Annotated in this window: 15 protein-coding genes and 1 CRISPR repeat array; of the genes, 11 read left to right on the top strand and 4 right to left on the bottom strand. The window is 47.1% G+C overall.

What is annotated here, in order from left to right:
- Positions 1-6: 6 nt before the first annotated feature.
- From cas1d to QUB77_RS21060, 4 genes are all read left to right on the top strand, one after another.
- Complete coding sequence (gene cas1d, locus QUB77_RS21045) at positions 7-1,011, top strand: type I-D CRISPR-associated endonuclease Cas1d (protein WP_333177188.1); 1,005 nt, start codon at positions 7-9, stop codon at positions 1,009-1,011.
- A gap of 16 nt (positions 1,012-1,027) precedes the next feature.
- Positions 1,028-1,300: a CRISPR-associated endonuclease Cas2 gene (gene cas2, locus QUB77_RS21050; protein ID WP_333177185.1), complete on the top strand. Its 273-nt coding sequence runs from the start codon at positions 1,028-1,030 to the stop codon at positions 1,298-1,300.
- Between the two features lie 254 nt (positions 1,301-1,554).
- A CRISPR array of direct repeats spans positions 1,555-6,274; the repeat unit is 37 nt; unit sequence GCCGGAAACAACCTAAAACCCTATCAGGGATTGAAAC.
- A 128-nt stretch (positions 6,275-6,402) separates the two neighbouring features.
- Positions 6,403-6,552 (top strand): transposase, encoded by a 150-nt coding sequence (locus QUB77_RS21055; RefSeq protein ID WP_445251726.1) that lies wholly within the window; start codon positions 6,403-6,405, stop codon positions 6,550-6,552.
- A gap of 124 nt (positions 6,553-6,676) precedes the next feature.
- Positions 6,677-7,795, top strand: coding sequence for an alkene reductase (locus QUB77_RS21060; protein WP_333177182.1), 1,119 nt, complete (start codon positions 6,677-6,679; stop codon positions 7,793-7,795).
- A gap of 23 nt (positions 7,796-7,818) precedes the next feature.
- Here the strand turns inward: QUB77_RS21060 and QUB77_RS21065 are convergent, their stop codons facing one another.
- Entirely contained in the window at positions 7,819-8,091 is a 273-nt protein-coding gene (locus QUB77_RS21065; RefSeq protein WP_333177179.1) for a hypothetical protein, read from the bottom strand.
- A 95-nt stretch (positions 8,092-8,186) separates the two neighbouring features.
- On the opposite strand from QUB77_RS21065, the gene QUB77_RS21070 reads away from it, so the two are divergent.
- The gene (locus QUB77_RS21070) at positions 8,187-9,194 is read left to right on the top strand and encodes a protochlorophyllide reductase (protein ID WP_333177176.1); all 1,008 of its coding nucleotides are present in this window, start codon (positions 8,187-8,189) and stop codon (positions 9,192-9,194) included.
- A 425-nt stretch (positions 9,195-9,619) separates the two neighbouring features.
- On the opposite strand, the gene QUB77_RS21075 is transcribed toward QUB77_RS21070, so the two are convergent.
- Complete coding sequence (locus tag QUB77_RS21075) at positions 9,620-9,799, bottom strand: hypothetical protein (protein WP_333177174.1); 180 nt, start codon at positions 9,797-9,799, stop codon at positions 9,620-9,622.
- A 26-nt stretch (positions 9,800-9,825) separates the two neighbouring features.
- Between QUB77_RS21075 and QUB77_RS21080 the strand changes: the two genes are divergently transcribed.
- On the top strand, positions 9,826-11,988 hold the full coding sequence (locus QUB77_RS21080; protein WP_333177172.1) for a ShlB/FhaC/HecB family hemolysin secretion/activation protein: 2,163 nt from the start codon (positions 9,826-9,828) through the stop codon (positions 11,986-11,988).
- Positions 11,989-12,046: 58 nt separating this feature from the next.
- Here QUB77_RS21080 and QUB77_RS21085 read toward each other — a convergent pair whose 3' ends face one another.
- Together QUB77_RS21085 and QUB77_RS21090 are read right to left on the bottom strand one after the other, a co-directional pair.
- Complete coding sequence (locus QUB77_RS21085; RefSeq protein ID WP_333177169.1) at positions 12,047-13,039, bottom strand: alpha/beta hydrolase; 993 nt, start codon at positions 13,037-13,039, stop codon at positions 12,047-12,049.
- Between the two features lie 139 nt (positions 13,040-13,178).
- On the bottom strand, positions 13,179-13,394 hold the full coding sequence (locus tag QUB77_RS21090; protein WP_333177166.1) for a hypothetical protein: 216 nt from the start codon (positions 13,392-13,394) through the stop codon (positions 13,179-13,181).
- Between the two features lie 319 nt (positions 13,395-13,713).
- Between QUB77_RS21090 and QUB77_RS21095 the strand changes: the two genes are divergently transcribed.
- From QUB77_RS21095 to QUB77_RS21115, 5 genes are all read left to right on the top strand, one after another.
- Positions 13,714-14,331: a Uma2 family endonuclease gene (locus tag QUB77_RS21095; protein ID WP_333177163.1), complete on the top strand. Its 618-nt coding sequence runs from the start codon at positions 13,714-13,716 to the stop codon at positions 14,329-14,331.
- A 52-nt stretch (positions 14,332-14,383) separates the two neighbouring features.
- Positions 14,384-17,383 (top strand): S-layer family protein, encoded by a 3,000-nt coding sequence (locus QUB77_RS21100; RefSeq protein WP_333177160.1) that lies wholly within the window; start codon positions 14,384-14,386, stop codon positions 17,381-17,383.
- A 65-nt stretch (positions 17,384-17,448) separates the two neighbouring features.
- Positions 17,449-20,340 (top strand): two-partner secretion domain-containing protein, encoded by a 2,892-nt coding sequence (locus tag QUB77_RS21105; protein WP_333177157.1) that lies wholly within the window; start codon positions 17,449-17,451, stop codon positions 20,338-20,340.
- Between the two features lie 65 nt (positions 20,341-20,405).
- Positions 20,406-23,324, top strand: a complete 2,919-nt coding sequence (locus tag QUB77_RS21110; RefSeq protein WP_333177155.1) for an S-layer family protein — start codon at positions 20,406-20,408, stop codon at positions 23,322-23,324.
- A gap of 119 nt (positions 23,325-23,443) precedes the next feature.
- On the top strand, positions 23,444-26,065 hold the full coding sequence (locus QUB77_RS21115; protein WP_333177152.1) for a CHAT domain-containing protein: 2,622 nt from the start codon (positions 23,444-23,446) through the stop codon (positions 26,063-26,065).
- Positions 26,066-26,202: the final 137 nt, after the last annotated feature.

Raw genomic sequence — 26,202 nt, forward strand, 5'->3', positions numbered from 1 at the left:
TTCACAATGGGAACAGTTTACATTACTCAAGAAGATGCTTTTATTGGCAAAGTGGATGAACGTCTGACGGTTAAAGCTGATAAAAAAAATCTCTTGGACGTGCCATTAATTAAGATTGATGGGGTTGTTGCATTGGGACGGGCTACAGTTTCGCCGGCTGTAGTTGTGGAACTGTTGGAACGTCACATTCCTTTGAGTTTTTTGACGGTAAACGGACGTTATTTGGGGAGGTTGGAACCGGAAATGACGAAAAATATCTTTGTGCGAAAAGCTCAGTGGCAAGCCGCTGGGGAATCGGAACAGGCGGTGCATTTAGTTAGAGGGTTTGTACGGGGAAAGCTCAAGAATTACCGCAATACTTTGTTAGAGTGTCAGCGCAAATATTCTCCCCAAGATTTTGAAAAGCCCATCGCCCAATTGAAACAAGTCATCGCCTCTATTGAGAAAACTTCCAGTATTAATTCTCTGCGAGGATTAGAGGGGGCGGGTAGTGCGACTTATTTTGGCTGCTTCAATCGGCTGATTCGCGTGCCGGAATTTAGCTTTGAAGTTCGCCGCCGCCGTCCGCCTACTGATCCGGTAAACTCTCTGTTAAGTTTGGGATATTCTCTGCTGCGGCACGATGTTCAAAGTGCAGTGAATATTGTGGGATTCGATCCGTATTTGGGATATTTGCATTTTGAGCGTTATGGGCGTCCTTCCTTAGCGCTGGATTTGATGGAAGAATTTCGGCCTTTGGTAGTTGATGCTGTAGTGTTGACGGCGATCAATTTGCAGAAAGTTTCCCCTAGCGATTTTACGGCAGAACCGTTGAGTGGCGCGGTTTCTTTGACAAAAGAAGCGCTGCACAATTTTTTGCGACTTTACGAACAAAAGAAACAGTCAAAGTTCAAGCATCCAGTGATGGAAAAGTTGTGTACTTATCAAGAAGCTTTTGAAATTCAAGGGCGGTTGATGGCTAAGTATTTGATGGGTGAAGTTGATAAGTATCCGCCTTTGGTTCTGAAATAGGGAGGGCAATAAAGTTATGTTTGTTTTGGTTTGCTACGATATATCAGAGGACAAGCGCCGCACTAAGATTCACCAGATTCTCAAGTCTTATGGGGAATGGAAGCAGTATTCGGTGTTTCATTGCGAGGTGACGGATACTCAGTATGCCCGGATGCGCCAACGTCTGAATAGGGTGATTAAGTCAGAAGAAGATAGTATTCTGTTTCATTTTTTGTGTGCTTGCTGTCAGGGCAAGATCGAGCGGATTGGCGGCCGGGCACCGATCGATACTACGATTTTTATGGTGTGATTTTGCGTCTGGCTGTAGGTGTTGAACGGAAGGGGTAAATTTTAATGGCTAAGAGCTTTACCAGGACTGGGTTTGCGGTGGTTTGTACCTCATGCGGGTCAGACGCAAATGCTGAAAGCTTTACTGGGAGAGAGTTTGAGGTCGATTTGAATTTTACCCTCTTGACAGGGCGATCGCTGAAACGGTATATTGATTGCAATCAGACGCAACTGAACCTTGAAAACCTTATATTTCAAGCCTCCCAGACCCCGGCGGCCGGAAACAACCTAAAACCCTATCAGGGATTGAAACCTCTGGGCTTGAGTTTGTGGCGATATCTTCTATCGCGAGCCGGAAACAACCTAAAACCCTATCAGGGATTGAAACGATCGCCCAACAAATACAAACTAGGATCGATTCGCCGGAAACAACCTAAAACCCTATCAGGGATTGAAACATCGCGTCAAGAATTAATCGATCGGCTGCATTTACGCCGGAAACAACCTAAAACCCTATCAGGGATTGAAACTGATGTTTTTGAGATATCCGCAGCAGTCGGAACGTTAGAGCCGGAAACAACCTAAAACCCTATCAGGGATTGAAACTCAGGGTGAGGCTTTAAACCGCAAGAATAAAGCGCGCCGGAAACAACCTAAAACCCTATCAGGGATTGAAACTCGACTATTTCTTAGTAAAGCATAGCACGGGGAAATAGCCGGAAACAACCTAAAACCCTATCAGGGATTGAAACTCAAATCCCGGTTGAAACTCTCACCTTTCCTCATTTCGCCGGAAACAACCTAAAACCCTATCAGGGATTGAAACTGGACCTTGCCCCTCTGGCTTGGCTCCTTCGGCCTCGGCCGGAAACAACCTAAAACCCTATCAGGGATTGAAACAAGGCGGCTGCATAATAATGCCACCAATCCAACTGCCGGAAACAACCTAAAACCCTATCAGGGATTGAAACTTTAGTGCTGGTCTGGCACCCTGGGCTGCGCGGACAACGCCGGAAACAACCTAAAACCCTATCAGGGATTGAAACGCATAGTAATTTCAAGAGAGCGTAAATAGCCAAGAATGCCGGAAACAACCTAAAACCCTATCAGGGATTGAAACGCTACTTTATCAGTCCGAAATGCTGCGAGAATTTTTGCCGGAAACAACCTAAAACCCTATCAGGGATTGAAACTAATACATTTTGCTCCTCAAAGAATAATCCTTAGCCGGAAACAACCTAAAACCCTATCAGGGATTGAAACCGCGAGTAGTTATCCGGCCACCCCGTTCCCGGGCCGGAAACAACCTAAAACCCTATCAGGGATTGAAACTAGAGAAAATAATGGAAACTAACAAACATTGGGATTGCCGGAAACAACCTAAAACCCTATCAGGGATTGAAACGCAGCAATTACAAAAGAGACTATTTCTGGTGAGTGCCGGAAACAACCTAAAACCCTATCAGGGATTGAAACGTTGCTGTTGGTTCTGTATTTATTCCGCCCCCATGCCGGAAACAACCTAAAACCCTATCAGGGATTGAAACACGTACTTTGACGACAGCTTGGGTGCTGTTTCCGAGCCGGAAACAACCTAAAACCCTATCAGGGATTGAAACGCAGAATTATTATTGACATTGGCACACAGCCACACAAGCCGGAAACAACCTAAAACCCTATCAGGGATTGAAACCGGTGGCGGTCAGACCGCTGCGGGTAAGCTTGCGCCGGAAACAACCTAAAACCCTATCAGGGATTGAAACGCTGCTGAAGTGCTATCAACTGAGCATCCGCAGCGCCGGAAACAACCTAAAACCCTATCAGGGATTGAAACAAATTGTAATAACTCTTCTGGTAGCACATCAGTGCGCCGGAAACAACCTAAAACCCTATCAGGGATTGAAACGTGCAAATAAGCCCCGCTAACGCTGTTGTCATACCGCCGGAAACAACCTAAAACCCTATCAGGGATTGAAACTGCTTTAACCACATCCAGCATCCTTTCTAGCTTGGGCCGGAAACAACCTAAAACCCTATCAGGGATTGAAACTAGGTAGTACCATTCAAAACATCTTTACCATAGGCCGGAAACAACCTAAAACCCTATCAGGGATTGAAACCTTCCACCAGTAAAACGAATTGACGACTATATAATGCCGGAAACAACCTAAAACCCTATCAGGGATTGAAACGTATCCATACGGAACATCAGCCCAAACCATCCCTAGCCGGAAACAACCTAAAACCCTATCAGGGATTGAAACCTTCGCAAAGTTCTGCCAGGAGCAGCCCGCGAATGCCGGAAACAACCTAAAACCCTATCAGGGATTGAAACCGTAAAACAAAGTACAGAAGGCAAGCAGTTTCTGCACGCCGGAAACAACCTAAAACCCTATCAGGGATTGAAACACATACTGATAGCATCCGCCCCGCCCTTGTTCATCCTGCCGGAAACAACCTAAAACCCTATCAGGGATTGAAACGTATTGAATCGGACGACATTTATGTCGCTATGAAGCCGGAAACAACCTAAAACCCTATCAGGGATTGAAACAAGATGCTAAGCCTTTATCTCAGACGGGTAGATACAGCCGGAAACAACCTAAAACCCTATCAGGGATTGAAACAACCAATGTAACAGCACTTAATAATGTAATGCTACGCGCCGGAAACAACCTAAAACCCTATCAGGGATTGAAACTTGTATTAGTATTCAACCTGACGAAGACGATAGAGCCGGAAACAACCTAAAACCCTATCAGGGATTGAAACAACTTGATTTAGGCATCACAAAAACTGCTGATGGGCCGGAAACAACCTAAAACCCTATCAGGGATTGAAACTAACCCGTGGTCAATCATATATTGGTAAATTTCGCCGGAAACAACCTAAAACCCTATCAGGGATTGAAACGCTGTAAGGTTGATAGCTGCATCTAGCATTTGCTCGGGCCGGAAACAACCTAAAACCCTATCAGGGATTGAAACAAAGGCAGCGAGATGTTTTGGCTTAAATACCCCGCGCGCCGGAAACAACCTAAAACCCTATCAGGGATTGAAACAACCAGATTTCGCCGATCGCCATCATCGCCATTATTGCCGGAAACAACCTAAAACCCTATCAGGGATTGAAACGTCGTCGCTTCATTTTCGATCGCTACGAGTTTGCCGGAAACAACCTAAAACCCTATCAGGGATTGAAACCTATTTTGGCAGCAGATGCAAATAATATTGTTGGCCGGAAACAACCTAAAACCCTATCAGGGATTGAAACGACGTGTACACATTGCTGTGTCACTATTTGATTAGCCGGAAACAACCTAAAACCCTATCAGGGATTGAAACCAGTTCTTCGGCGACGTGACCGCGCAAGAGGTTTGCCGGAAACAACCTAAAACCCTATCAGGGATTGAAACGCGCTCTAGCCAGTCCGTGCGATCGAGACCTCGATCCGGCCGGAAACAACCTAAAACCCTATCAGGGATTGAAACAGGGCCTTACCGCCGTATCTATTGGATCGAAAGCCGGAAACAACCTAAAACCCTATCAGGGATTGAAACGCTGATTGGTGCCGCCGACGTGCCGATCGCTGCTGGGCGCCGGAAACAACCTAAAACCCTATCAGGGATTGAAACCGCTTGCCATATACTCGAACACGAAGTCTTGCAGCGCCGGAAACAACCTAAAACCCTATCAGGGATTGAAACATTACTGCAAGGGCTTGAAGTCTGAGGTTTTTCCAGCCGGAAACAACCTAAAACCCTATCAGGGATTGAAACAAAAGGGATAAGCGCAGAATTGACAAAACCCAAGCCGGAAACAACCTAAAACCCTATCAGGGATTGAAACACTTGTCGGCGTAGTTTTGCCGTAAATCAAAAGCGCCGGAAACAACCTAAAACCCTATCAGGGATTGAAACTAGATCGGCTATCAGGAAATACTTAAATACTACTGCCGGAAACAACCTAAAACCCTATCAGGGATTGAAACACTTCGATCGCAATGTGTGTAGCAGCGCTAGGAATGCCGGAAACAACCTAAAACCCTATCAGGGATTGAAACTGATACGGCGCCCAAACTATCATCGAAATAAGTGCCGCCGGAAACAACCTAAAACCCTATCAGGGATTGAAACTTTCCATATTTTGCTTATCATTGGTGGTGGCTAGCCGGAAACAACCTAAAACCCTATCAGGGATTGAAACATCCAAGAAATTTTAGATCAGGTTGCTATTGACGCCGGAAACAACCTAAAACCCTATCAGGGATTGAAACAAGCCTATAGAGCATTTTGTCGATTTAAATGGTAAGCCGGAAACAACCTAAAACCCTATCAGGGATTGAAACAATCAGCAGAAAGCGATTCAAACAGTCGAAGCTATGGCCGGAAACAACCTAAAACCCTATCAGGGATTGAAACTAGCTTTTTACGCAAGACCGACATTAGTACCAGCGCCGGAAACAACCTAAAACCCTATCAGGGATTGAAACAGGTGTGTAACGCTTAGTACATAGTGTTACAGTCTGTGCCGGAAACAACCTAAAACCCTATCAGGGATTGAAACGGGAAGTGCGATCGCACAAACAGCCCCGCACCGCCCCGCCGGAAACAACCTAAAACCCTATCAGGGATTGAAACGAATGAAAGCGATGCCTACCTCGAAAACCAGCTCGCCGGAAACAACCTAAAACCCTATCAGGGATTGAAACTATTGCCAGCAGTTCTTCTTCTATTGCGGTGTAGGATGCCGGAAACAACCTAAAACCCTATCAGGGATTGAAACACAACCAGTAATAAAGGAGATATAAATGGAAAGCCGGAAACAACCTAAAACCCTATCAGGGATTGAAACGGGCAACAGTTAATTACCAATATGATGCCTGCGATCGCCGGAAACAACCTAAAACCCTATCAGGGATTGAAACTCGATAATTTTTGGCTCATAAGACACCAATTGTGCCGGAAACAACCTAAAACCCTATCAGGGATTGAAACTTTCGGAAGTATTCAGCAGAGGAGGAGACAGGAGGAAAGAGGGTATTCTTATCCTGACTCCTGACTCCTGACTCCTTTGCTCGCCGGAAACAAGTTTACTTCCAACACTTGTCACAGCACAGGTAGTGGTGATAGATAATCTCACATTTGATAAAAGTGGTCGGATTCAGGAATGGATTCAAACAGCAGGGTGTACACTATTATATTTACCCCCATACTCTCCAGAGTTTAACAAAATTGAACAAAGAAGAGTCTTGGCTAAAAAGTCAAATTCGTAAACAGTTTGATGAGTTTGATTGCTTACGTTTTGGCGATTCTTGGATGTCTTGCGCCTTGCATCCTAACACGGGCAGTTGCTATATGTGATTTCCCAGATCATTCAGTTGAAAAAATACCAAAATTATGACCAATCAAACAACTTCTCCACTCCTACTCAGTCCCTTCAAAATCGGAGATTTACCCTTAAAAAATCGGGTAGTCATGGCACCCCTAACGAGAGCTAGAGCCGGTGAAACGCGGATGCCCAACGCCTTGATGGCCGAGTATTACACTCAGCGAGCCTCCGCTGGTTTAATCATTACAGAAGCCACAGTTGTTTCTACTCAAGCTAATGGTTGGCTCAATACGCCCGGTATTTATTCAGACGAGCAAGGTGAAGCTTGGAAACAAATTGTGACTGCGGTTCATGCCCGCGAAACACCGATTTTTATGCAGCTTTGGCACTGCGGACGAGCTTCCCACAGCAGTTTTCATGACAACAATCAATTGCCAGTTGCAGCCTCTGCCATCAAAATAAACGGAGAAGGCATTCATACCCCTGTGGGCAAACAACCCTACGAAACCCCCCGCGCTCTAGAAACCGATGAAATCTCCCTGGTTGTAGAAGATTATCGCAAGGCGGCCGAACGAGCCAAAATGGCAGGTTTTGACGGTGTAGAAATTCACGCGGCCAACGGCTATCTCATTGACACATTCCTGCAAACCAAAACCAATCACCGCACAGATTCCTATGGCGGCACAGTTGAAAACCGCTACCGTTTTCTTAAGGAAATTGTAGAGGCGATTATCACAGTATTCCCGGCAAACAGAGTGGGAGTTAGACTTTCTCCCAACGGTGTTTACAATGATATGGGTTCTCCCAGTTATCGCGAAGATTTTCTGTATTTCGCGGGCCAGTTAAATGCCTATGATTTAGCTTACCTTCACTTGGTGGACGGTTTAGCATTTGGCTTTCATGAATTGGGAACGCCGATGATGATAGCAGAGTTTCGCGATGTGTTTGCAGGGCCGCTCGTCGGCAACTGCGGATATACTCAAGAACAGGCTGAAACGGCCCTGAGTAGCAAAGTTGCTGATTTAATAGCTTTTGGTCGGGATTTTATCAGCAATCCCGATTTGGTAGAGCGTTTTACTAATGGTTGGCCGCTCAATCCGCCTGCTGAAGTCGGCGTCTGGTATTCTTTTGGACCTGAAGGTTATATCGATTTCCCTAGATATCAGGAATCGGCCGCTATTTCTTAGTTGAGTTGGTTGGGGCGGGTTTATCAATAAATACCGAGTATGTGCATCATAGATAATGGTGAACCCGCCCCTAAAAGATTTATGGTTAATTTCTCAAAATAGGAGTCGGAGTTGGAGCTATATTTAATTTTCATCGCCCGTTGAGAACGAGCATCTCCTATTTGTAAAAACACTTCTTCTGCCTCGTGCCTCCTGGCTTCTGCCTCGTGCCTCCTGGCTTCTGTCTCCTGCCTCCAATTTCTAGCTTGGCTGCAAAAGTCAGAGGCTCCCAGTTGAGATCGAGAACGTTTCCCCATATCCTAATAACCATAGGGTACTTCAAAACATCCAAGCTGCTAGCTCAGCGTTTGAGTGCCTGAAAAAAATCAATAGCGGAAGCGCTTTTAACAAGATGGCACAAAATCACAAATCAACGGTTATCATTACCGGCGCTTCCTCCGGCGTCGGTTTGTACGGCGCGAAAGCTCTCGCAGACAAAGGATGGCACGTAGTCATGGCCTGTCGGGACGTGCGGAAAGCCGGAGACGCCGCCCGAGAGTTGGGCATACCTGAAGGCAGTTTCTCCATCATGGAGATTGACTTGGGCGATTTGGAGAGCGTGCGCCGGTTTGCTCGCGCATTTAAGGCCAGCGGCAGGCCTCTGGACGCTTTGGTGTGCAACGCCGCCATTTATATGCCTTTGATTAAAGAACCGCTGCGGAGCCCGGAGGGTTACGAGTTGACGATGACTACCAATCACCTGGGTCATTTCCTGCTGTGCAACCTGATGATGGAAAATATGAAGCCTTCCTATTATTCCGATGCGAGAATCGTGATTTTGGGAACCGTGACTCACAATCCAGACGAGTTGGGCGGGAAGATTCCGCCGCGCCCCGATTTAGGCAAGTTTGAGGGTTTTGAAGCGGGTTTCAAAGACCCGATTTCGATGGCTGACGGCAAGAAGTTTGAACCGGTCAAGGCTTACAAAGATAGCAAAGTTTGCAACGTGCTGACGATGCGGGAATTGCATCGCCGCTTTCACGAATCCACGGGGATTACTTTCACTTCGCTGTATCCGGGATGCGTCGCGGATACGCCGCTGTTCCGCAACCACTATCCTTTGTTTCAGAAGCTGTTCCCGCTGTTTCAGAAGAATATCACGGGCGGTTACGTGTCGCAGGAGTTGGCGGGGGAAAGGCTGGCGATGGTGGTTGCCGATCCCGAATACAAGCAATCTGGGGCTTATTGGAGTTGGGGGAACCGCCAGAAAAAAGATGGTAAGTCTTTTGTGCAAAAGGTTTCTCCCCAAGCCCGCGATGATGAAAAAGGCGAGCGGATGTGGGAGTTGAGCGCTAAGTTGGTGGGATTGAGTGACGGGGCTCAAATGGGTGCTGCGGCTAGTGCGGGCCGCTCTGCATAATTCAAAGTTACAAATCCCCTTTATCAGGCTTGGCGGTTAGAAACGGCGTCTACGCACAGGATGTGGGTAGACGCGGACTCAATAATAAAGGGGGTTTTAAAGTCGGATTTGATATGATGCACCAAAATCAAAGAAACTGGGTTTTTTAGTGGCTCTGCGGGTTGTAACTCACATCTTGCACTATTATTAAGAACAGGCAAGATGCCTGTTCCACAAGAAAATTTATCTCTTGTGGAACAGGCATCTTGCCTGTTGATAAAAAGATTATTGAGAAGGGTGCCATATCTCAGTTGTAGCGTGTCTTTTGGGACACAACCCGGTTTCTGGTTTACCCTGGCGTGCAAGACTGTTCTGGTTGCGGCACGAGCATGAAAGCGTAGGTTTTACAACCCAAAATATCGGCTTTTTTACCGTTTACGATCGACTTACACGATATTTTTTCGGATAATAACCCGGTTGGTGCGTAAGTCTTGGGAAATGAACAGCCGTCGATCGACCTTTTGGTTTGTAGCGTCGCCGAAACTGTTGGCTGCGTCGGCTGTTTCCTTTTTGCTGTTAAGATTGATTTTTACTTGAGGGTGCTCTATTGCGGAAAATATTTTCACCCAATTATTCGAGATAATTAGATTCTATGGCTTGTCGATCGCAAAAACTATTTTTATTCGCTGGCATTTTTGGGTTAGTTTTGTTGGCCAAACCAGCGAAAACATCCGCTAGCACCGTTGAAATTTTGACCTCAAATGTTGAGGATTTGGCAGCAGTTAGCAGCGGAGGCGATCGAGCTTTAGCCCCTAACGAAACCACTTTTGACAAACGCCAAGACTTGCCGGTAAAAGACGAGGAAACGCAGTTACCCACAGAGTCAGAACACTCAGTGGCGGCGGAAACTCCCGACTTACCGCCGTCTCCGGCAAATTCAGTCGATGTGATATCTTACAGCATTCTCAAGAACAGGCAAGATGCCTGTTCCACAACGAGTGACTTTTCTTGTGGGGTGGGCATCCTGCCCGCCCGTAAAACGCTTATTGACAATGATGCAACATCTCAGCCCGATCGCACTTTCAGCACAAAAACTCAAGAAACCGAGCTTTTTAACTCAGATCAAAAAGAAGAAAATGTTGACCCACAAAAAATTGATTTGGGTATCGATCGAGCCTCGCATCTGGCCCAACTGCCCAACCCAATTTTGCCGCGAGAACCCGAATTACCAGCTCCTGAACCGCCGCAACCGCCTGCGCCGTCTCCCCTCCAACCCACCCAGCCAACACCCGTTGAAAGCGAAATTAGACCGGGGATTCCGGGTACAATTAAGGTCGCTGGTTTTGAATTTGAGGGCAACACAGCTTTTAGCGATCGCGAACTCGCAGAAGTTACGCAACAGTTTGCGGGGCGCGAAATCACCTTTGCTGAACTGATCGCAGCCGAAGCAGCCGTCACTCAAAAATACGTGGCGGCAGGATACATCAATTCCGGCGCTGTAATTCCCGCCAACCAAACCTTTCCCAGAGAGGGAGGTGTGGTGAAAATTCGGATTGTAGAAGGCGGATTAGATGAAATTGTGATTACAGGAAACAGGCGCTTAAATTCAAATTACGTGCGATCGCGCCTTGAGCGCGCTACCAGACGCCCTCTGAATCGCGATCGTCTGCTAGAAGCATTGCAATTGCTGCAACTCGACCCCTTAATTGGCAATATTTCCGCCGAACTCCAAGCCGGAAGCCGCCCGGAAAACAGCCGTTTAGAAGTGCGGGTAAAAGAAGCAGACAGCTTTAACGGTGAAGTGTTCGCAGACAACAACCGATCGCCCAGTGTGGGCAGTTTTCGGCGCGGTGTTCGCATCAATCAAGCAAATTTGCTCGGTTTGGGCGACGGATTAGAGGTATCTTATGCTAACACCGACGGCAGCAATGAATTCAACGGCAGCTACACAGTCCCCGTCAACGCGCGCAACGGCACGATTGGGTTTGCTGCGAGTGCTGCTAGCACCAACATCATCGAGGAACCGTTTGATGCTGCCAACATCGAAGGGAAATCGCGGACTTATGAATTAACTTACCGCCAGCCGATTGTCGAAAAGCCCGATCGCACTTTGGCTTTGGGACTGAGTTTTTCGCGGCAAGAAAGCGATACATTCCTGTCTGGAGAACGATTTGCGCTTTCGGCGGGAGCAAACGATCGTGGCGAAACACGGGTTTCGGCTGTGCGCTTTTTTCAAGAATACGTGCAGCGGAGTTCCAACCAAGTGTTCGCGGCGCGATCGCAGTTTTCCCTCGGTACTAATCTGTTCGGCGCTACTGCGAACGATAGCGGGCCTGACAGCAGTTTTCTGGCGTGGCGCGGACAAGCCCAATATGTGCGGCTGCTCGCGCCAGAAACCTTGCTGATTGTGCGTTCCGATATTCAATTAGCCGATCGCCCCCTGCTTTCCCTAGAACAAATTGGGATCGGTGGCGTTCAAAGCGTGCGCGGATACCGCCAAGATTTGCTGTTAACTGATAGCGGTGCGATCGCGTCTGCAGAAGTGCGAATCCCGGTTTGGCGTGTCCCGGAAGTCCAAGGATTGTTGCAAGTCGCTCCGTTTATCGATTTTGGGCTAGGGTGGAACCAGTCGGAGGAAAAGGCGAATCCTGAGTCGGATAAACTGCTGGGTGCAGGTTTGGGGCTGGTTTGGCAGATGGGCGATCGGTTGAATGTGCGTCTAGACTACAGTATTCCTTTGATAAATGCTCGATCGGGCGATCGAACTTTGCAGGAAAAAGGCTTATACTTTCGGATTAATTATTTTGCTTTCTAAATTTTAAGTTGGGTTGAGTGCGATCGAACTCCAACACTTCTCTTCGCCCAACACTACTTTAAGTCCTCTCAATCAGTTGATGAACCGCACTAACCACCAATTCAGGCCGATCTAGCGGTACAAGATGCCCACTATTTTCTGCAATGATATGTTGGCTATTGGAGGATAGTTGGGTCAAGTCTAGCTGAAGTAATGCCCATTGCTGGAATCTTTCATCACTCATCTCTGGATTTTTAGAGCCTTGACTTAATACAATCAAAGGCAGGTTCCCCAGTAGTGTACTCGCTTGCAGTTGCTTAAAGCTGCTTTTCATGTTGGCAAGCTCACTTGATATAGTTGCCCAATAACAGGGGCGGTAACAGGAAGATTTGTAGGTATCAAATAGAGCTTGCACTGCCAACGGATATTTTTGAATTTCTTGTTTGATCTTCTTAAACATTGGCAACAGATTCATATCTCCGATTAATCGTAACACTCCAACCCGACTGGCAATTGCCAGAAGCTGATAAAGCAAAATTGCCATTTTCATACGCTTCCATATTGCGGGTGTTATTTGATCTTCATGGACAGAATCAACCAGCACCAGTCCGACCACTTCTTCTGGATATTGACTGGCATACAGTCGCATATTGCCTCCACCCAACGAGTGTCCAACTAAAATGTAGGGAGGTTCGATCTCAGCTTTGGCCAACAGGGCGTGTAATTCATCAACATTCTGCTGACTTGTGCGAGGTATCCTGGGATTGGGATCGCTCCAACCCAACCCTGCTCGATCGTAGGTACAGACACGAGTAAACTTAGCAATTTCAGATGGAACCAAGCCCCACGTAATTGAGGAAGCACCACCGCCAGCATCCATGATGACTGTTGGTGTCCCTTGTCCCACACAGTTGAGATGTAGACGAAATCCCCCCATATCAAACAGTTCACCCTGGGGAGGATACTTACGTCGATCAATTACTTGACTGACTGCTTGATAGAGAATCCCAGCAAATAAGCTGATTGCACTAATACCTAGAGCAAGCACGATCAATCTTTCTGTGGTTGTCATAGCAAAATTTATAGAACTGATACCATCGATACTGCAAAATCTGATAGCGGGTACTGAGCCATGCGCGTCGAAAGGGTGCTAAAATCTATTCCTGCTTGACGTTGAAGAATACTCAGATGATCTGTATCCAGTAGATATTTCATAGCTCATCTTGAGCTTCGAGGAGAAAGTCATCCACTTGGCAAATCGCTCGTCCATAGGCAAGTAGCTCCTCAAAGGCAGGTTCATCTTTGAAAGACCCTATAATTTGTTGCAACCAATTCGTCGGTTGAGAGGCCACAATTTGCTTCTGCAACTGGGTGATCGCTGCTTCCACTGCTGCAAGCCGTTCCTCTAAAGAAGTGTTAATTTCCATTTGAGTTTCCCTAATTAATCCTTCGTATCTAAAACCTATCTAAAGAATAGCGAGTATCGTGATGTGGTTTCGGTAGTTCATAAAAAAGCTTGGTAAGATTGTGTTCTCGACCTTTGCAAAATCTTAGCCTATGGCTGTGGATCTGGCAAGGTTGTCAGTTATTTTTAGCGCTGACGGTCAAATTTTATTAAGTGGCGGTCTCGATCGCTACTTGGGTCGCGAGCGGGGACGCTCGCACTGATACGATCCAAATATATAATTATGATGGAACCGGAAACGATATAAATCCTAACCTAGTTAACACAAGAGGGCTTGTCTTATGGTTCAGACAAAAACTAAACTAACATTTGCAGATTTTCTCGAAAAGTACCCCGACGGATCGGGCATCTACGAACTTGTAAATGGAGAGATTGTCAAAGTGGAAGCAACCAGAGCTCATAAAAATGTGGCAAGATTTTTAGTATTTGGCTTTAACGATGAAATCAGGCGCTTGGGGCTTGACTATATCGTTGACAAAGATATAGTTATCAGAACTGTAAAAGCTTCAGGGCAAGAGCAAGGCAGAAATCCTGATGTAGGCGTGGTTAAGGCATCAGTATGGAACAGCAATGCACTCGGCTATGGAGCCATTACCGAACCTATCCAATTAGCAGTGGAAGTTACCTCAACTAACTGGGAAGACGACTATGTGGATAAACTAGATGAGTATCAACGCCTCGGCATTTGTGAGTATTGGATTGTGGACTATTTAGCGATCGCTTCTAGGGCTTATCTAGGGAATCCCAAAATTCCCACAGTTTTCGTTTACTATTTGGAAAATGGCAGTTATGTAGTTCAAAATTTTACAGGTAATGAGCGCATTATCTCTAAAACTTTTCCCGAACTCGAAATCACAGTAGAGCAACTTGTACTCAGCAGCCAAATTCAAAACATTTAGAGAAACGAGATGAGATTACACAGATAAATTTTCTCCTGGAAAGAGTGTTTTTATGCCTCCATTCCATTACTGTTTACTATTTTCACCATTCTCAAAAACAGGCAAGATTCCTGTTCCACAAATACTAGATTTTACTACTGTGGTGTGGCCATCTTGTCCGCCCGTAAGTTACTGCCTACTGTTTGCTTTCCTGTTGCTATTTCCATCGAAAACCTTCGCCCAAATCATCCCCGATAATTCCCTGGGCGCGGAAAGTTCGCGCACAGTTCCCGATACTATCAACAACTTACCCTCAGATAGAATCACTGGGGGCGCAACTCGTGGCGTCAACCTATTTCACAGCTTGCGCGAATTTAACATCCGTGAAGGGCGGGGAGCTTATTTTGAAAATCCTAGCGGAATTACCAACATATTCACCCGCGTTACTGGCGGCAACCCTTCTAATATTTTAGGAACTTTGGGAGTTTTAGGCAACAGTAACTTATTTTTAATTAATCCGAAAGGAATTCTCTTCGGGCCGAATGCTCGGTTAGATTTGCGCGGTTCGTTTATCGGTTCGAGTGCTGACAGTATTGTGTTTAATAACGGCTTTGAATTCAGCAGTACCAATCCACAAACATCCCCGCTGTTAACAGTTAATATTCCCGTTGGTTTAAGATTTAGAGACAATCCCGGTGCAATTGTCAATCAATCGACGGCTGTAGGAAAGGTAAACCTGCCAGCCTCTGCTGTGCCGATTCCGATTAGCGATCGAGTTGGTTTAGCAGTAGAACCAGGTCAAACTTTAGCACTGATTGGCGGCGACATCCAACTGCAAGGCGGCAATTTAACCGCCAGCGGCGGACAAATTTTACTCGGTAGCGCAGCGAGTCCCGGTTTAGTTAATTTTGCAATGACAGCGGGGGAAAGAGGAAATTTAACTTTAAATTATGACAATATTCAAAACTTCGGCAATATTCAAATATCCGATGGAACGCTTATCAACACTAGCGGAATCGGTGGCGGCCGAATAGAGTTAAAAGGTGGAAATGTCGCCCTCAGCAATGCGCGAATTTATGCGCTGACACTGGGAAATATTGATGGTAGAGGTATCGATATCAGCGCTCAAAAGTTGCGGGTGGAAAACGGCACGCAATTTTCTACCCTGACTCTAGGAGATGGTGCAGGAGGTAATATCAACTTCCGCGCTGCTGATTCAGTAGAAATGAGCGGGCTGGGAGTTGAGGGATATCAACAGCTTGCAATTAAATATTTGGTATCGGGAACCACAGACCCGTTTGACCCGCTGTTCGTGCTGTTTAATGCTAGTGCTGGTGCTGGTTCGGGGGGGAATATTACGATCGACACCGGCCGCCTGCTCTTCAACAATGGGGTAGTAGGTAGCGGTATTACTTTCGGCGGTGGAAGGGGCGGAAATTTAATCATTCGTGCCAATACTTTTGAGATGGTGGGTTCTGGAATTAACAACGGGACAGCTAAAGAAAGTAGCGGTGCGGGAGGAAGCATTAGTGTTGATGTCGCGAGATTAATTATGCGCGATGGTTCTATTCTCGGTACGACGAGCTACAGCAGCGGCCCGTCGGGGAATATCAACATTAAAGCTGCTGAATCAGTAGAATTGTCTAACAGCGGCCCGACAACAGTTGTGTCAAGCGGAATTAGCACGCTGAGTATCGGATCTAACGGCAGGGCGGGGAATATTAATGTCGATACCAAGCGGTTGACTCTCTCTGGAGGTTCGGCGTTTACATTAGGAACGGGTGTTTTAGTTGGCAGGTTTTTGTTTTCTCAGGAGGGTGGACCTGCTGGAAACTTAACAGTTAGGGCTACTGAATCAGTAGAAATTTCAGGTATTTCTCAACTTTTGAGCAGCGGAATTCAGAATGCGAGTGCGCTAACTTCGGGAACTTTGAGTTCTAGTCGGGGTGGGGATATTCGCATTGATACGCCAAGCTTAACCGTGCGGGATGGGGGGATAGTTTCTACGAGTTCTTTGGGGGTGGGAGATGTGGGGAATATTACTGTTAATGCCGATCGCATCGAGGTCAGCGGCAGCGGAAATAACGGTCTGTTTGTCAGTACAATTGATGCTTCGGTGGGCAAGATATTTGGTACTAATTCCCAGGCGACGGCAAATGCCGGTTCGTTGAATCTAAATGCCGATCAACTAATTATCAGAGATGGAGCTACAGTGACAGTGCAGGCTACCGGAACCGGACGCGCTGGTAATATCAATATTGTCGCAAATTCGATCGCCCTTGACAACAAAGCCAGGATTGACGGTACGACTGTATCCGGTACAGGAGCAAATATTAACCTGCAAGCGCGAGACATCCAATTGCGCCGCAACAGCCAAATTACCACCGATGCAGGCAGTTCAGACGGCGGCAATATCAACATCAACAGCAACATTCTTGTCGCCCTCCCGCAAGAAAACAGCGACATCACAGCCAACGCCCGTACAGCAGGCGGCGGCCGCGTCAATATCGATGTCCCTAATGTTTTTGGTTTTACAGCAGCGAGTCGCGAACAAGTCAGAAACAGGTTGGGGCTCAGTGACGCCGAATTTGCAGCGTTGCAAGTAAGTCCTACATCTCTGCTTCCGAGCAGCGACATCGCCGCGATTTCCCAAAGCGGCGGCCCGGCTTTGCAAGGGGCGGTAACATTTAGTTCTGTTGGAGTCAATCCCGTTCAAGGTTTAATGGAACTGCCGCAAAATGTGGTGAATCCGGCTGCGTTAATTGCTGCAAATCCCTGCATCCAAGGGGCCGAGAACGAGTTTACTGTGACGGGGCGGGGGGGATTGCCACCGAGTCCTAATGAAGTTCTCAGCAGCGCAGAAGAACCGTTGCCGTGGGTGGAACCAGCGGTAGGTGAAAGTCAGCAAGTAGAAGGCCCCCTAGCCTCCCCAGAAAGTCGGCCAACAGAAATTATTCCCGCTCAAAGTTGGGTAATAGATGAGCAAGGAAAAGTGACGCTGGTAGCCTATAATTCAGGTGGTGGTACATCTCTTCGCAGTCCGAAATCGACGGGTGTTTGCGTACCTCGATAGGTATTCTTCAGGTTGTAGCTAATCCATCGCTATTTTTATAATATTAAATTAACCCGATTTAAAAGATGCAGTGCCAATCTTCTGCCCTATTTTTTGCATTCTTACTGCTGTTTCCTGTCCGTGCGATCGCCCAAATCATCCCCGATAATAGCTTGGGTGCAGAAAGTTCGCGGACAGTGCCCGATACTATCAACAACTTACCCTCAGATAGAATCACGGGCGGCGCCACTCGCGGCGTTAACCTCTTTCACAGCTTGCGCGAATTTAACATCCGTGAAGGACGGGGAGCCTATTTTGAAAATCCCAGCGGAATCACCAACATATTCACCCGTGTTACGGGCCCTAACTCCTCAAATATTTTAGGAACTCTGGGAGTTTTGGGAAACAGTAACTTGTTTTTAATTAACCCAAAAGGGATTGTCTTTGGCCCCAATGCTCGGTTAGATTTGCGCGGTTCATTTTTAGCAAGTTCTGCAGATAGCGTAGTTTTCGATAATGGCTATCTATTCAGCAGCAGCAATCCGCAATCTGTACCGCTGTTAAATGTCAATATACCGCTCGGTTTAAATTTTCGAGAAAATCCGGGTAAAATCATTAACTCTTCAGCAGCGCCAGCCTTTAATTTACCACAATTACCTCCGGGAATCCCGCCGATTTTCAATAACATGGGATTAGCAGTTGCTGCCGGACAAACTATCGCCCTAGTGGGGGGAGATCTTGAATTAAATCAGGGAACACTCACCGCATCGACCGGGCAAATCTTGCTGGGTAGCGTCGCTAGTCCGGGGATGGTTGGATTGGGAGCAACGCCATTTGGATTAAGTTTAAACTATGACAAGATTTCCAACTTTGGTAATATTGAAATGACCAACGGCTCACTGATCAACACCAGTGGAATCGGTGGCGGCAAAGTTGATATTCGAGGTGGAAATGTCAGCCTCAACAATGGCCGAATTTATGCACTGACTTTGGGAAATATCGATGGTGCGGGCATCGATATTAACGCTCAACAGTTTCGGGCCCAAGGTGGGGCGCAAATCTCTACGCTGACAGCCGGAAGTGGCGCGGGAGGCGCGATCGACATCCGCGCTACCGATGCAGTAGAACTGATCGGGATGGGATTTGAGAGCTTTCAAAACTTTGTCAAAAATTATACAATTTCTGGAAGAATCAACCCTTTTGACCCACAGATTTTGCTGGAAACTAGCAGTGCCGGCATGGGAGATGCGGGAAACATCTTAATCGATACGGGACAACTGCTGATCGACAATGGAACCGTATCGGGTAGCGCTACATTAGGTGCTGGCAACGCCGGAAATATGACCCTCCGTGCCAGGGTTTTCGATCTGGTCGGTTCAGGGATCAACACCGGCACACTCGCGGGAAGTACGGGAAGGGGAGGAAATATCAGCTTTGAGGGAGAACGTTTTATTGTACGCGATGGCAGTGCGATCGTCAGCACCACTCGCAGTGAAGCACCATCGGGGAATATCAACATTAAAGCGAATGAATCAGTAGAAGTGCTGCGGACTCCGGCTCGAAGTCCCGTAGCAACCTTGATTGGTGCAACCGCAATCAGCATTAATGGGAAAGCCGGAGACATTAATATCGACACGAAGCGGTTGAGGATCTCTGAAGGAGGCGGAATTAGTTTATCTAGCGGATCGGTTGTGGGCAACCAACCCTTGAATACAACTGGGGGGCCAGGAGGTAATTTAACAATTAAAGCTACTGAGTCAGTCACGCTAGAGGGTATTTCTGGAGTTTTGGCCAATGGCAGTCGGAATCCTAGTTTCATCTCCGCTGATACCAACTCTGCTGCTCGGGGAGGGAGTATGAACATTTCTACACCTTTAGTAATTCTCCGGGATGGAGGACTTATTTCTACTGCATCTTTAGGGAAAGGAGATGCCGGAAGCATCACAATAAATGCGGGGCGTGTAGAGGTGATTGGTAATGGGGGTCAAGGTGAATTTAACAGTCAAATTCAAACTTCCGTTGGGATTGCATCTCGCGTTAGAAATCCCAATGCTACGGCTAACGGAGGTTCGTTGAATCTGAATGTCGGGCAATTGATTATTCGCAATGGGGGAACTCTCAATCTGCAAGCCTTGGGTTCGGCTCGGGCTGGTAACATTAACGTGAAAGCAGATTCCATTTCCCTTGACAATCAAAGCAGCATTGACGGTAGAACTGAATCCGGTGCCGGAGCCAATATTAACCTCGAAGCACGGGATGTCCAGTTGCGCCGAGGCAGCAGAATTACCACTGATGCCAGTATTTCTGAGGGTGGCAATATCAACATCAACAGCGATATTCTGGTCGCCCTCCCGCAAGAAAACAGCGACATCACAGCCAATGCGCGATCGGCCGCCGGTGGTCGCGTTAATATTAATGTCCCCAATGTTTTCGGGTTTACAGCAGCCACTCGCGAACAGGTGCTCGCGACTTTGGGATTAACAGATGCTCAATTTGCAGCGTTGCAAGTAAGTCCTACCTCTTTAATTCCTACCAGCGATATTGCGGCGATTTCCCAAAGTAGCGGCCCGGATTTGCAAGGTACTGTCACATTTAGTTCTTCTGGGGTGAATCCTGCTCAAGGTTTAGTGGAACTGCCACAAAATGTGGTCGATCCGGCTGCGTTAATTGCTGCAAATCCCTGCACGCAAGAGGCAGAGAGCGCATTTACCGCTACTGGGAAAGGAGGAGTGCCATCGAGTCCTAATGATGTTCTCAGCAGCAATTCTAGCCACTTTAATTGGGTGGAACCAGCGGTAGGTGGAAGTCAGCATATAGAAGGTCAAAGAACATCCATAGAAGTTCGGCCAACAGAAATTATTCCTGCTCAAGGTTGGGTAATGGATGAGCAAGGAAAAGTAACGCTGGTAGCGTATAATTCAGGTGGTGGTGCATCTCTTCTCCGTCCGAAATCGACGGGTGTTTGCGTACCTCGATAGGTACTCTTCAGCTTTTAGCTAATTCCTCGCTATTTTTCTAACATTAAATTAACCAGACTTAAAAGATGCGCCGCCAATATTCCGCCCTATTTTTTGCCTTCTTACTGCTGTGTCCTTTCCCGGCGATCGCCCAAATCATCCCCGATAATAGCTTGGGTGCAGAAAGTTCGCGCACAGTGCCCGATACTATCAACAACTTACCCTCAGATAGAATCACGGGCGGCGCCACTCGCGGCGTTAACCTCTTTCACAGCTTGCGCGAATTTAACATCCGTGAAGGACGGGGAGCCTATTTTGACAATCCTAGCGGGATTGCGAATATTTTTACCCGCGTTACTGGTGGCAACCCTTCTAATATTTTAGGAACTCTGGGAGTCCAAGGAAATGCCAACTTATTTTTACTTAATCCCAAAGGAATTGTATTTGGTCGCAACGCTCGGTTAGATTTGCGCGGCTCATTTGTCGGTTCAACTGGTAGCGGAATTCTCTTTGATAATGGGTTTGAATTTAGTGCGGCTAATTCTAATGCAGTGCCATTGTTAGCGATTAATATTCCTGTGGGTTTAAGATTTAGAGAAAATCCCGGCACAATTGTCAACTCTTCCCAAACAAAGGCTCCTACATCCGCCTTACCACCACTACCCATAGAAATTCCTGCTTTTGAAAAACTCGGTTTAGCAGTAGACCCCGGTCAAACTTTAGCATTAATTGGCGGTGACATTCAACTACAAGGAGGAAATCTCACTGCTTATACCGGACAAATTCTTCTAGGTAGCGTCAAGAGTCCTGGTTTAGTGCAATTTGAACCAACAGCTTTAGGTCTGAATTTAAACTATGGCCATATTCAGAACTTCGGCAATATTGAAATGAACGGTGCATTTATAAATACCAGCGGATTAGGAGGTGGGAAAGTCGATATTCGAGGTGGAAATATTAATCTTAATGGTTCAGGAATTTATGGACTGACACTCGGAAATATCGATGGTAGAGGCATTGACATCAATTCCCAAAACTTGCGAGTAGAGGGGGGGTCGCAAATTTTCGCCTCCACACTGGGAGAGGGGAGGGGAAGCGATATCAACATCCGCGCTACTGACTCAGTAGAAATGATCGGGTTGGGAATTGAGGGCTATCAGCAGCTTACAGAAAATTTTCAGACATCTGGAACAGGCAACCCCTTTATTTCGCAAATTGTTCTGTTTACTAGCGCTATTGGCAGTGGAGCAGCCGGAGATATTAACATTGAAGCCGGACGGCTGTTGATGAGCAATGGGGTAGTGGGCGGTGCCCCCACCTTTGGCGCTGGGAATGGCGGAAATTTGAGTATCCGCGCCAACACCGTCGAACTCGTCAGTTCAACGCTCTATAACGGAACAACGAACGAAAGCACTGGTCAAGGCGGAAACATCACTGTTGAAGCCCAACGGTTAATTCTGCGCGAGGGCGGTGCGTTTGCCAGCTTCAGCCTTAGTGATGGAGCATCGGGGAATATCGCGATTAAAGCGAGTGAATCTGTGGAATTATCGGGTAGTCTTCCTGTAGGTCTAGGGCAAACTCGGCTCGGCACGAATACTTTTGATGGGAATGGAAAAGGTGGGGATATTACGATCGACACTAAGCGGTTGAGTGTTTCTAATGGAGCCACAATTAGTTTAACGACGGGTGCAATTTTTGGCGAAGCCGTGTTTTCTACAACTGGGGGGACGGGAGGAAATTTAACTGTGAGAGCCTCCGAGTCTATAGAAGTGAGTGGTGAGTCAAGATTTTTGGAGAATGCGGGCTATGTAGCAAGTTCTTTTGTTACTCAAACTGCAAGTTCTGGTAGAGGTGGAGATATCCGCCTGTCAACACCTAAACTAACTGTGCAGAATGGCGGCGTTATTTCTGCGGCTTCTTTGGGTGTAGCAGATGCAGGAGATATTACAATTAATGCCGATCGCTTACAAGTGCAAGGTATTGGGAGCAACAGTGGGTTGAGGAGTGGAATTGAAGCCTCGGCTGGTAGGGCCTTTAATGCTGTCAATTCCAATGCTAGCGGAAATGCAGGCTCGTTGAATTTGAATGCTAATCAATTGATTCTTCGGGATAGTGCAGTGGTTAATGTTCAATCTTCAGGAACAGGTAGGGCTGGCAATATTAATGTTGTAGCTAACTCCATTGCCCTGGACAATAAAAGCATAATTGATGGCACAACGGTCACTGGTTCCGGTGCTAATATTAACCTGCAAGCGCAAGATATTCAGTTACGGCGCGGTAGCCGAATTACCACCGATGCAGGTGTTTCGGAGGGTGGTAATATCAGAATTAATAGCGATATTTTGGTAGCTTTACCGCGAGAAAATAGTGATATTACAGCTAATGCTCGCACAGCTAGGGGCGGACAAGTTACGGTCAATGTACCAAATATATTTGGCTTTACAAGCCTTAACCGCGAACAAGCCAGGAGTAGTTTAGGATTAACAGATGCTGAATTTGCCGCGTTGCAAGTAAGTCCGACTTCTCTAATTCCTACCAGCGATATTGCGGCGATTTCCCAAAGTAGCGGCCCGGATTTGCAAGGTACTGTCACATTTAGTGATTCTGGGGTGAATCCTGCTCAAGGTTTAGTGGAACTGCCGCAAAATGTGGTCGATTCGGCTGCGTTAATTGCTGCAAATCCCTGCATCAGAGGGCAAGCAAGCGAGTTTACCGCTACTGGGAAAGGAGGAGTGCCACCGAGTCCTAATGATGCCCTCAGCAGTGCTGCAGCGCCGTTCCCGTGGGTGGAAGAGGCAGGAAGTTCGGCAAGGAGCAATGTAGAGGATTTAACCCATGTAGCCGATCGAGGGAAGAAGGAAGAGGGGGAAAACCCCGATCGGGAAGTTGTTCCGGCGCAAGGTTGGGTGGTGAATGCCAAAGGAGAAGTTATGCTTGTTGGATATAATCCGGGTAATGCTGCTGACTCTCGCAATCCTCGGCAGAATTCTGGTTGTGTGCCGCGTTGAAATTGGTTTTTTTTTAAACCGCAGATGTAGGCGGATTAACGCGGATTAACGCAGATAAAGAATAAGATTGATTTGGGTTAATTAGTGTGTGTCTGCGGCTGTAATTTTATTTTTTAAATATGAAGTTGAAGTTTACTCGATCGCTCCGACAAGTAATTCTGTTATTTGTGATTTCCTGGCTGCTATCCGTTGCGATTCCTCCGGGAGTTGCTCAGGTTAATCCACCACCAGCGGTGCAGCTTGTCCGACAAGCTCGAACTCTTTACCAAGAGGAACGTTTTTCGGAAGCTGTACCGCTGTTGCAGCAAGCGGCGGCGCAGTTTGAGGCAAAAGGGGAAAATCTCGATCGCGCCACAGCTTTGAGCAATTTAGCTGCAACCTACGGGCAGTTGGCGCTTTGGGAAGAAGCAGAAAAAGCTGTAAATTCGAGTTTGTCGGTTGTGCGAACACAGGCAAAAACTCCCGAACAGCAGCGGATTTTGGCTGAAACTCTCAATATTCAAGGACAGTTGCAACTGGAACGGGGGCAGACTCAAGATGCGATCGAGATTTGGACGCAAGCTGCTAAAATTTTTGAGCAAATTGATAGAAAACCCCAACTTTTTCAAGTTCAAATTAATCAAAGTCGGGCTTGGGAAACTCTCGGACTTTATCCCAGGGCTTGCAAAATGCTGTTAGCTTCTTTCAAGCTGGAAAACCAAACTTGCGAAGTTTCGGCAGCGGGTTTGGAAAGTTTGAAAAATGGGTCGGTTTCTCTCGAACAAGTCCGGGCAGTTCATGCTTTAGGGCGGGTACTGCGGGTTTTGGGACAACTGGAACGATCGCAGGATGTGCTGTCGGTTGGACTCGAAGCAGCCCAAAAATTAGGTTCCCGCCCAGAGGAGGCTGCAATTTATCTCAATCTGGGCAATACGGTACGGGCTAAAAGCAATAAACCAGGTTTGACACCAGAACAGCGCGGTGATTGGGAACGCTTTGCCCTAGAGTATTATGCTCGATCTGCCCAGGCGATGCCGGAGCGATCGCTCCTACAAATTCAGGCAAAGTTAAACCAATTGAGTTTGTTAGTCGATCGTACAAATTGGGCGGAGGCAGAAGATTTGTGGCGTTCCATCGAACCTCAAGTCGCTCAACTTGGGTCGAATCGCGCTGGACTTTACGCTCAAATTAATCTAGCTCAAAGCTTGATGAAATTAGCTCAATCGCCTGCGGAAACTTTGAGTTTAAGCGATATTGACAAAATGCTCGATCGCTCTGTCGAAAAAGCAAACAGTTTGGGCGACAAACGAATACAAGCTTATATTCTGGCAGCGAAAGGCAAAGTATCGGAAATCCAACAGCAGTATCAGAAAGCGGAAAATCTCACAACTGAGGCTTTGAGTTTAGCACCGGCGTTTCAATCTCCCGATATTGCTTACCAATTGTTTTGGCAACTTGGACGGATTCGGAAAGCTCAGGGAAATACAGAAGGGGCGATCGTTCAATATACTCAAGCTGTCAATATATTGTCTTCTCTGCGGGGCGATTTGGTGACAGTCAATCCCGAAGTGCAGTTTTCGTTTCGGGAAAGTGCCGAACCGGTTTACCGGGAATTAGTCGGGATGCTTTTGCAAGAGGAATCTCCCAGTCAAGCTAAATTGAAACTGGCGCGCCAAACGGTGGAATCTTTGCAGTTGGCGGAATTGGACAACTTTTTTCGGGATGCTTGCGCTGATGCTAAACCAAAGTCGATCGAGGAAATCGATCCTACGGCGGCGGTGATTTATCCGATTATTTTGAGCGATCGTTTGGAGGTAATTTTGTCAATTCCCGGCAAACCTCTGCGCCGCTACGCTACTAAGAAGTCTCAAGCCGAGTTGGAAACTGCCTTCAGACAAGCCAAAAATGCCATCAGGCCTGCTGCTTTCCCCCGCGACAGGAGGCGACCCGTTGAACAGGTTTACGACTGGTTAATCCGCCCTGCGGAAGCGGATTTGACTGCTAGCGGGATTAAAACCCTGGTATTTGTGCTCGACGGTTACTTGCGGAATCTGCCGATGGCTGTGCTGCACGACGGTGAAAAGTTTTTGGTAGAAAAATACAGTATTGCTTTGGCGCCGGGATTGCAACTGCTGGCACCGAAACCGCTGAACAAAGTCAAGTTAAAAGTGCTCACCGCTGCCCTCTCGGAAGCGCGTCAAGGCTTCTCGGCTTTGCCGGGGGTGAAGGAGGAAATTCAACAAATTGCAGCCGAGATGCCGGCGAGTTCGCTGCTGAATGAAGATTTTCTCAGCGGGCGGTTGCACGATCGAATTAAAGCTTTGTCTTACCCGATCGTCCATTTGGCAACTCACGGTCAGTTTAGCTCGAATGCGGCGGATACTTTTATTGTGACGTGGGATCAGAAAGTGAATGTTAAGGAGTTCGATCAACTGCTGCGAGCCCGCACTGGGGAGAAACAACAGCCGATCGAACTTTTGGTTTTGAGTGCTTGCGAAACTGCTTCGGGCGATAACCGCGCGGCTTTGGGTTTGGCCGGGGCAGCAATTCGATCGGGTGCCCGCAGCACCGCCGCCACCCTTTGGCAAGTCAACGACGAATCTACAGCTATCTTTATGGCTGAGTTTTACAAGCAACTGGCTTCTTCTAAAACCAGCAAAGCCGAAGCCCTCCGCAATGCTCAATTAACTCTGTTGCAAAACCAACAGTATCAGAATCCGTATTTCTGGGCACCTTTCGTGCTAGTGGGCAATTGGCAGTAATCTTCGATCGGGAATTGGGCATCTGACAATTTTAGATTTTAGATTTTAGATTTTAGATTGCTCAGGGCATTGGGCATCGGCGGGCGGCGGACAACCGTCAACCGTCAACCGTCAACTGTCAACTGACAATTGACAAC

The organism is Microcoleus sp. AT9b-C3 (assembly GCF_036705485.1).
Lineage (GTDB): Bacteria > Cyanobacteriota > Cyanobacteriia > Cyanobacteriales > Microcoleaceae > Microcoleus.

Coding starts and splice junctions, on each gene's coding strand:
- QUB77_RS21115 (WP_333177152.1), top strand. CDS start 23,444: ATGAAGTTGAAGTTTACTCGATCGCTCCGACAAGTAATTCTGTTATTT.
- QUB77_RS21070 (WP_333177176.1), top strand. CDS start 8,187: ATGGCACAAAATCACAAATCAACGGTTATCATTACCGGCGCTTCCTCC.
- QUB77_RS21080 (WP_333177172.1), top strand. CDS start 9,826: ATGGCTTGTCGATCGCAAAAACTATTTTTATTCGCTGGCATTTTTGGG.
- QUB77_RS21100 (WP_333177160.1), top strand. CDS start 14,384: ATGCCTCCATTCCATTACTGTTTACTATTTTCACCATTCTCAAAAACA.
- QUB77_RS21105 (WP_333177157.1), top strand. CDS start 17,449: ATGCAGTGCCAATCTTCTGCCCTATTTTTTGCATTCTTACTGCTGTTT.
- QUB77_RS21090 (WP_333177166.1), bottom strand. CDS start 13,394: ATGGAAATTAACACTTCTTTAGAGGAACGGCTTGCAGCAGTGGAAGCA.
- QUB77_RS21060 (WP_333177182.1), top strand. CDS start 6,677: ATGACCAATCAAACAACTTCTCCACTCCTACTCAGTCCCTTCAAAATC.
- cas1d (WP_333177188.1), top strand. CDS start 7: ATGGGAACAGTTTACATTACTCAAGAAGATGCTTTTATTGGCAAAGTG.
- cas2 (WP_333177185.1), top strand. CDS start 1,028: ATGTTTGTTTTGGTTTGCTACGATATATCAGAGGACAAGCGCCGCACT.
- QUB77_RS21065 (WP_333177179.1), bottom strand. CDS start 8,091: ATGGGGAAACGTTCTCGATCTCAACTGGGAGCCTCTGACTTTTGCAGC.
- QUB77_RS21110 (WP_333177155.1), top strand. CDS start 20,406: ATGCGCCGCCAATATTCCGCCCTATTTTTTGCCTTCTTACTGCTGTGT.
- QUB77_RS21095 (WP_333177163.1), top strand. CDS start 13,714: ATGGTTCAGACAAAAACTAAACTAACATTTGCAGATTTTCTCGAAAAG.
- QUB77_RS21085 (WP_333177169.1), bottom strand. CDS start 13,039: ATGACAACCACAGAAAGATTGATCGTGCTTGCTCTAGGTATTAGTGCA.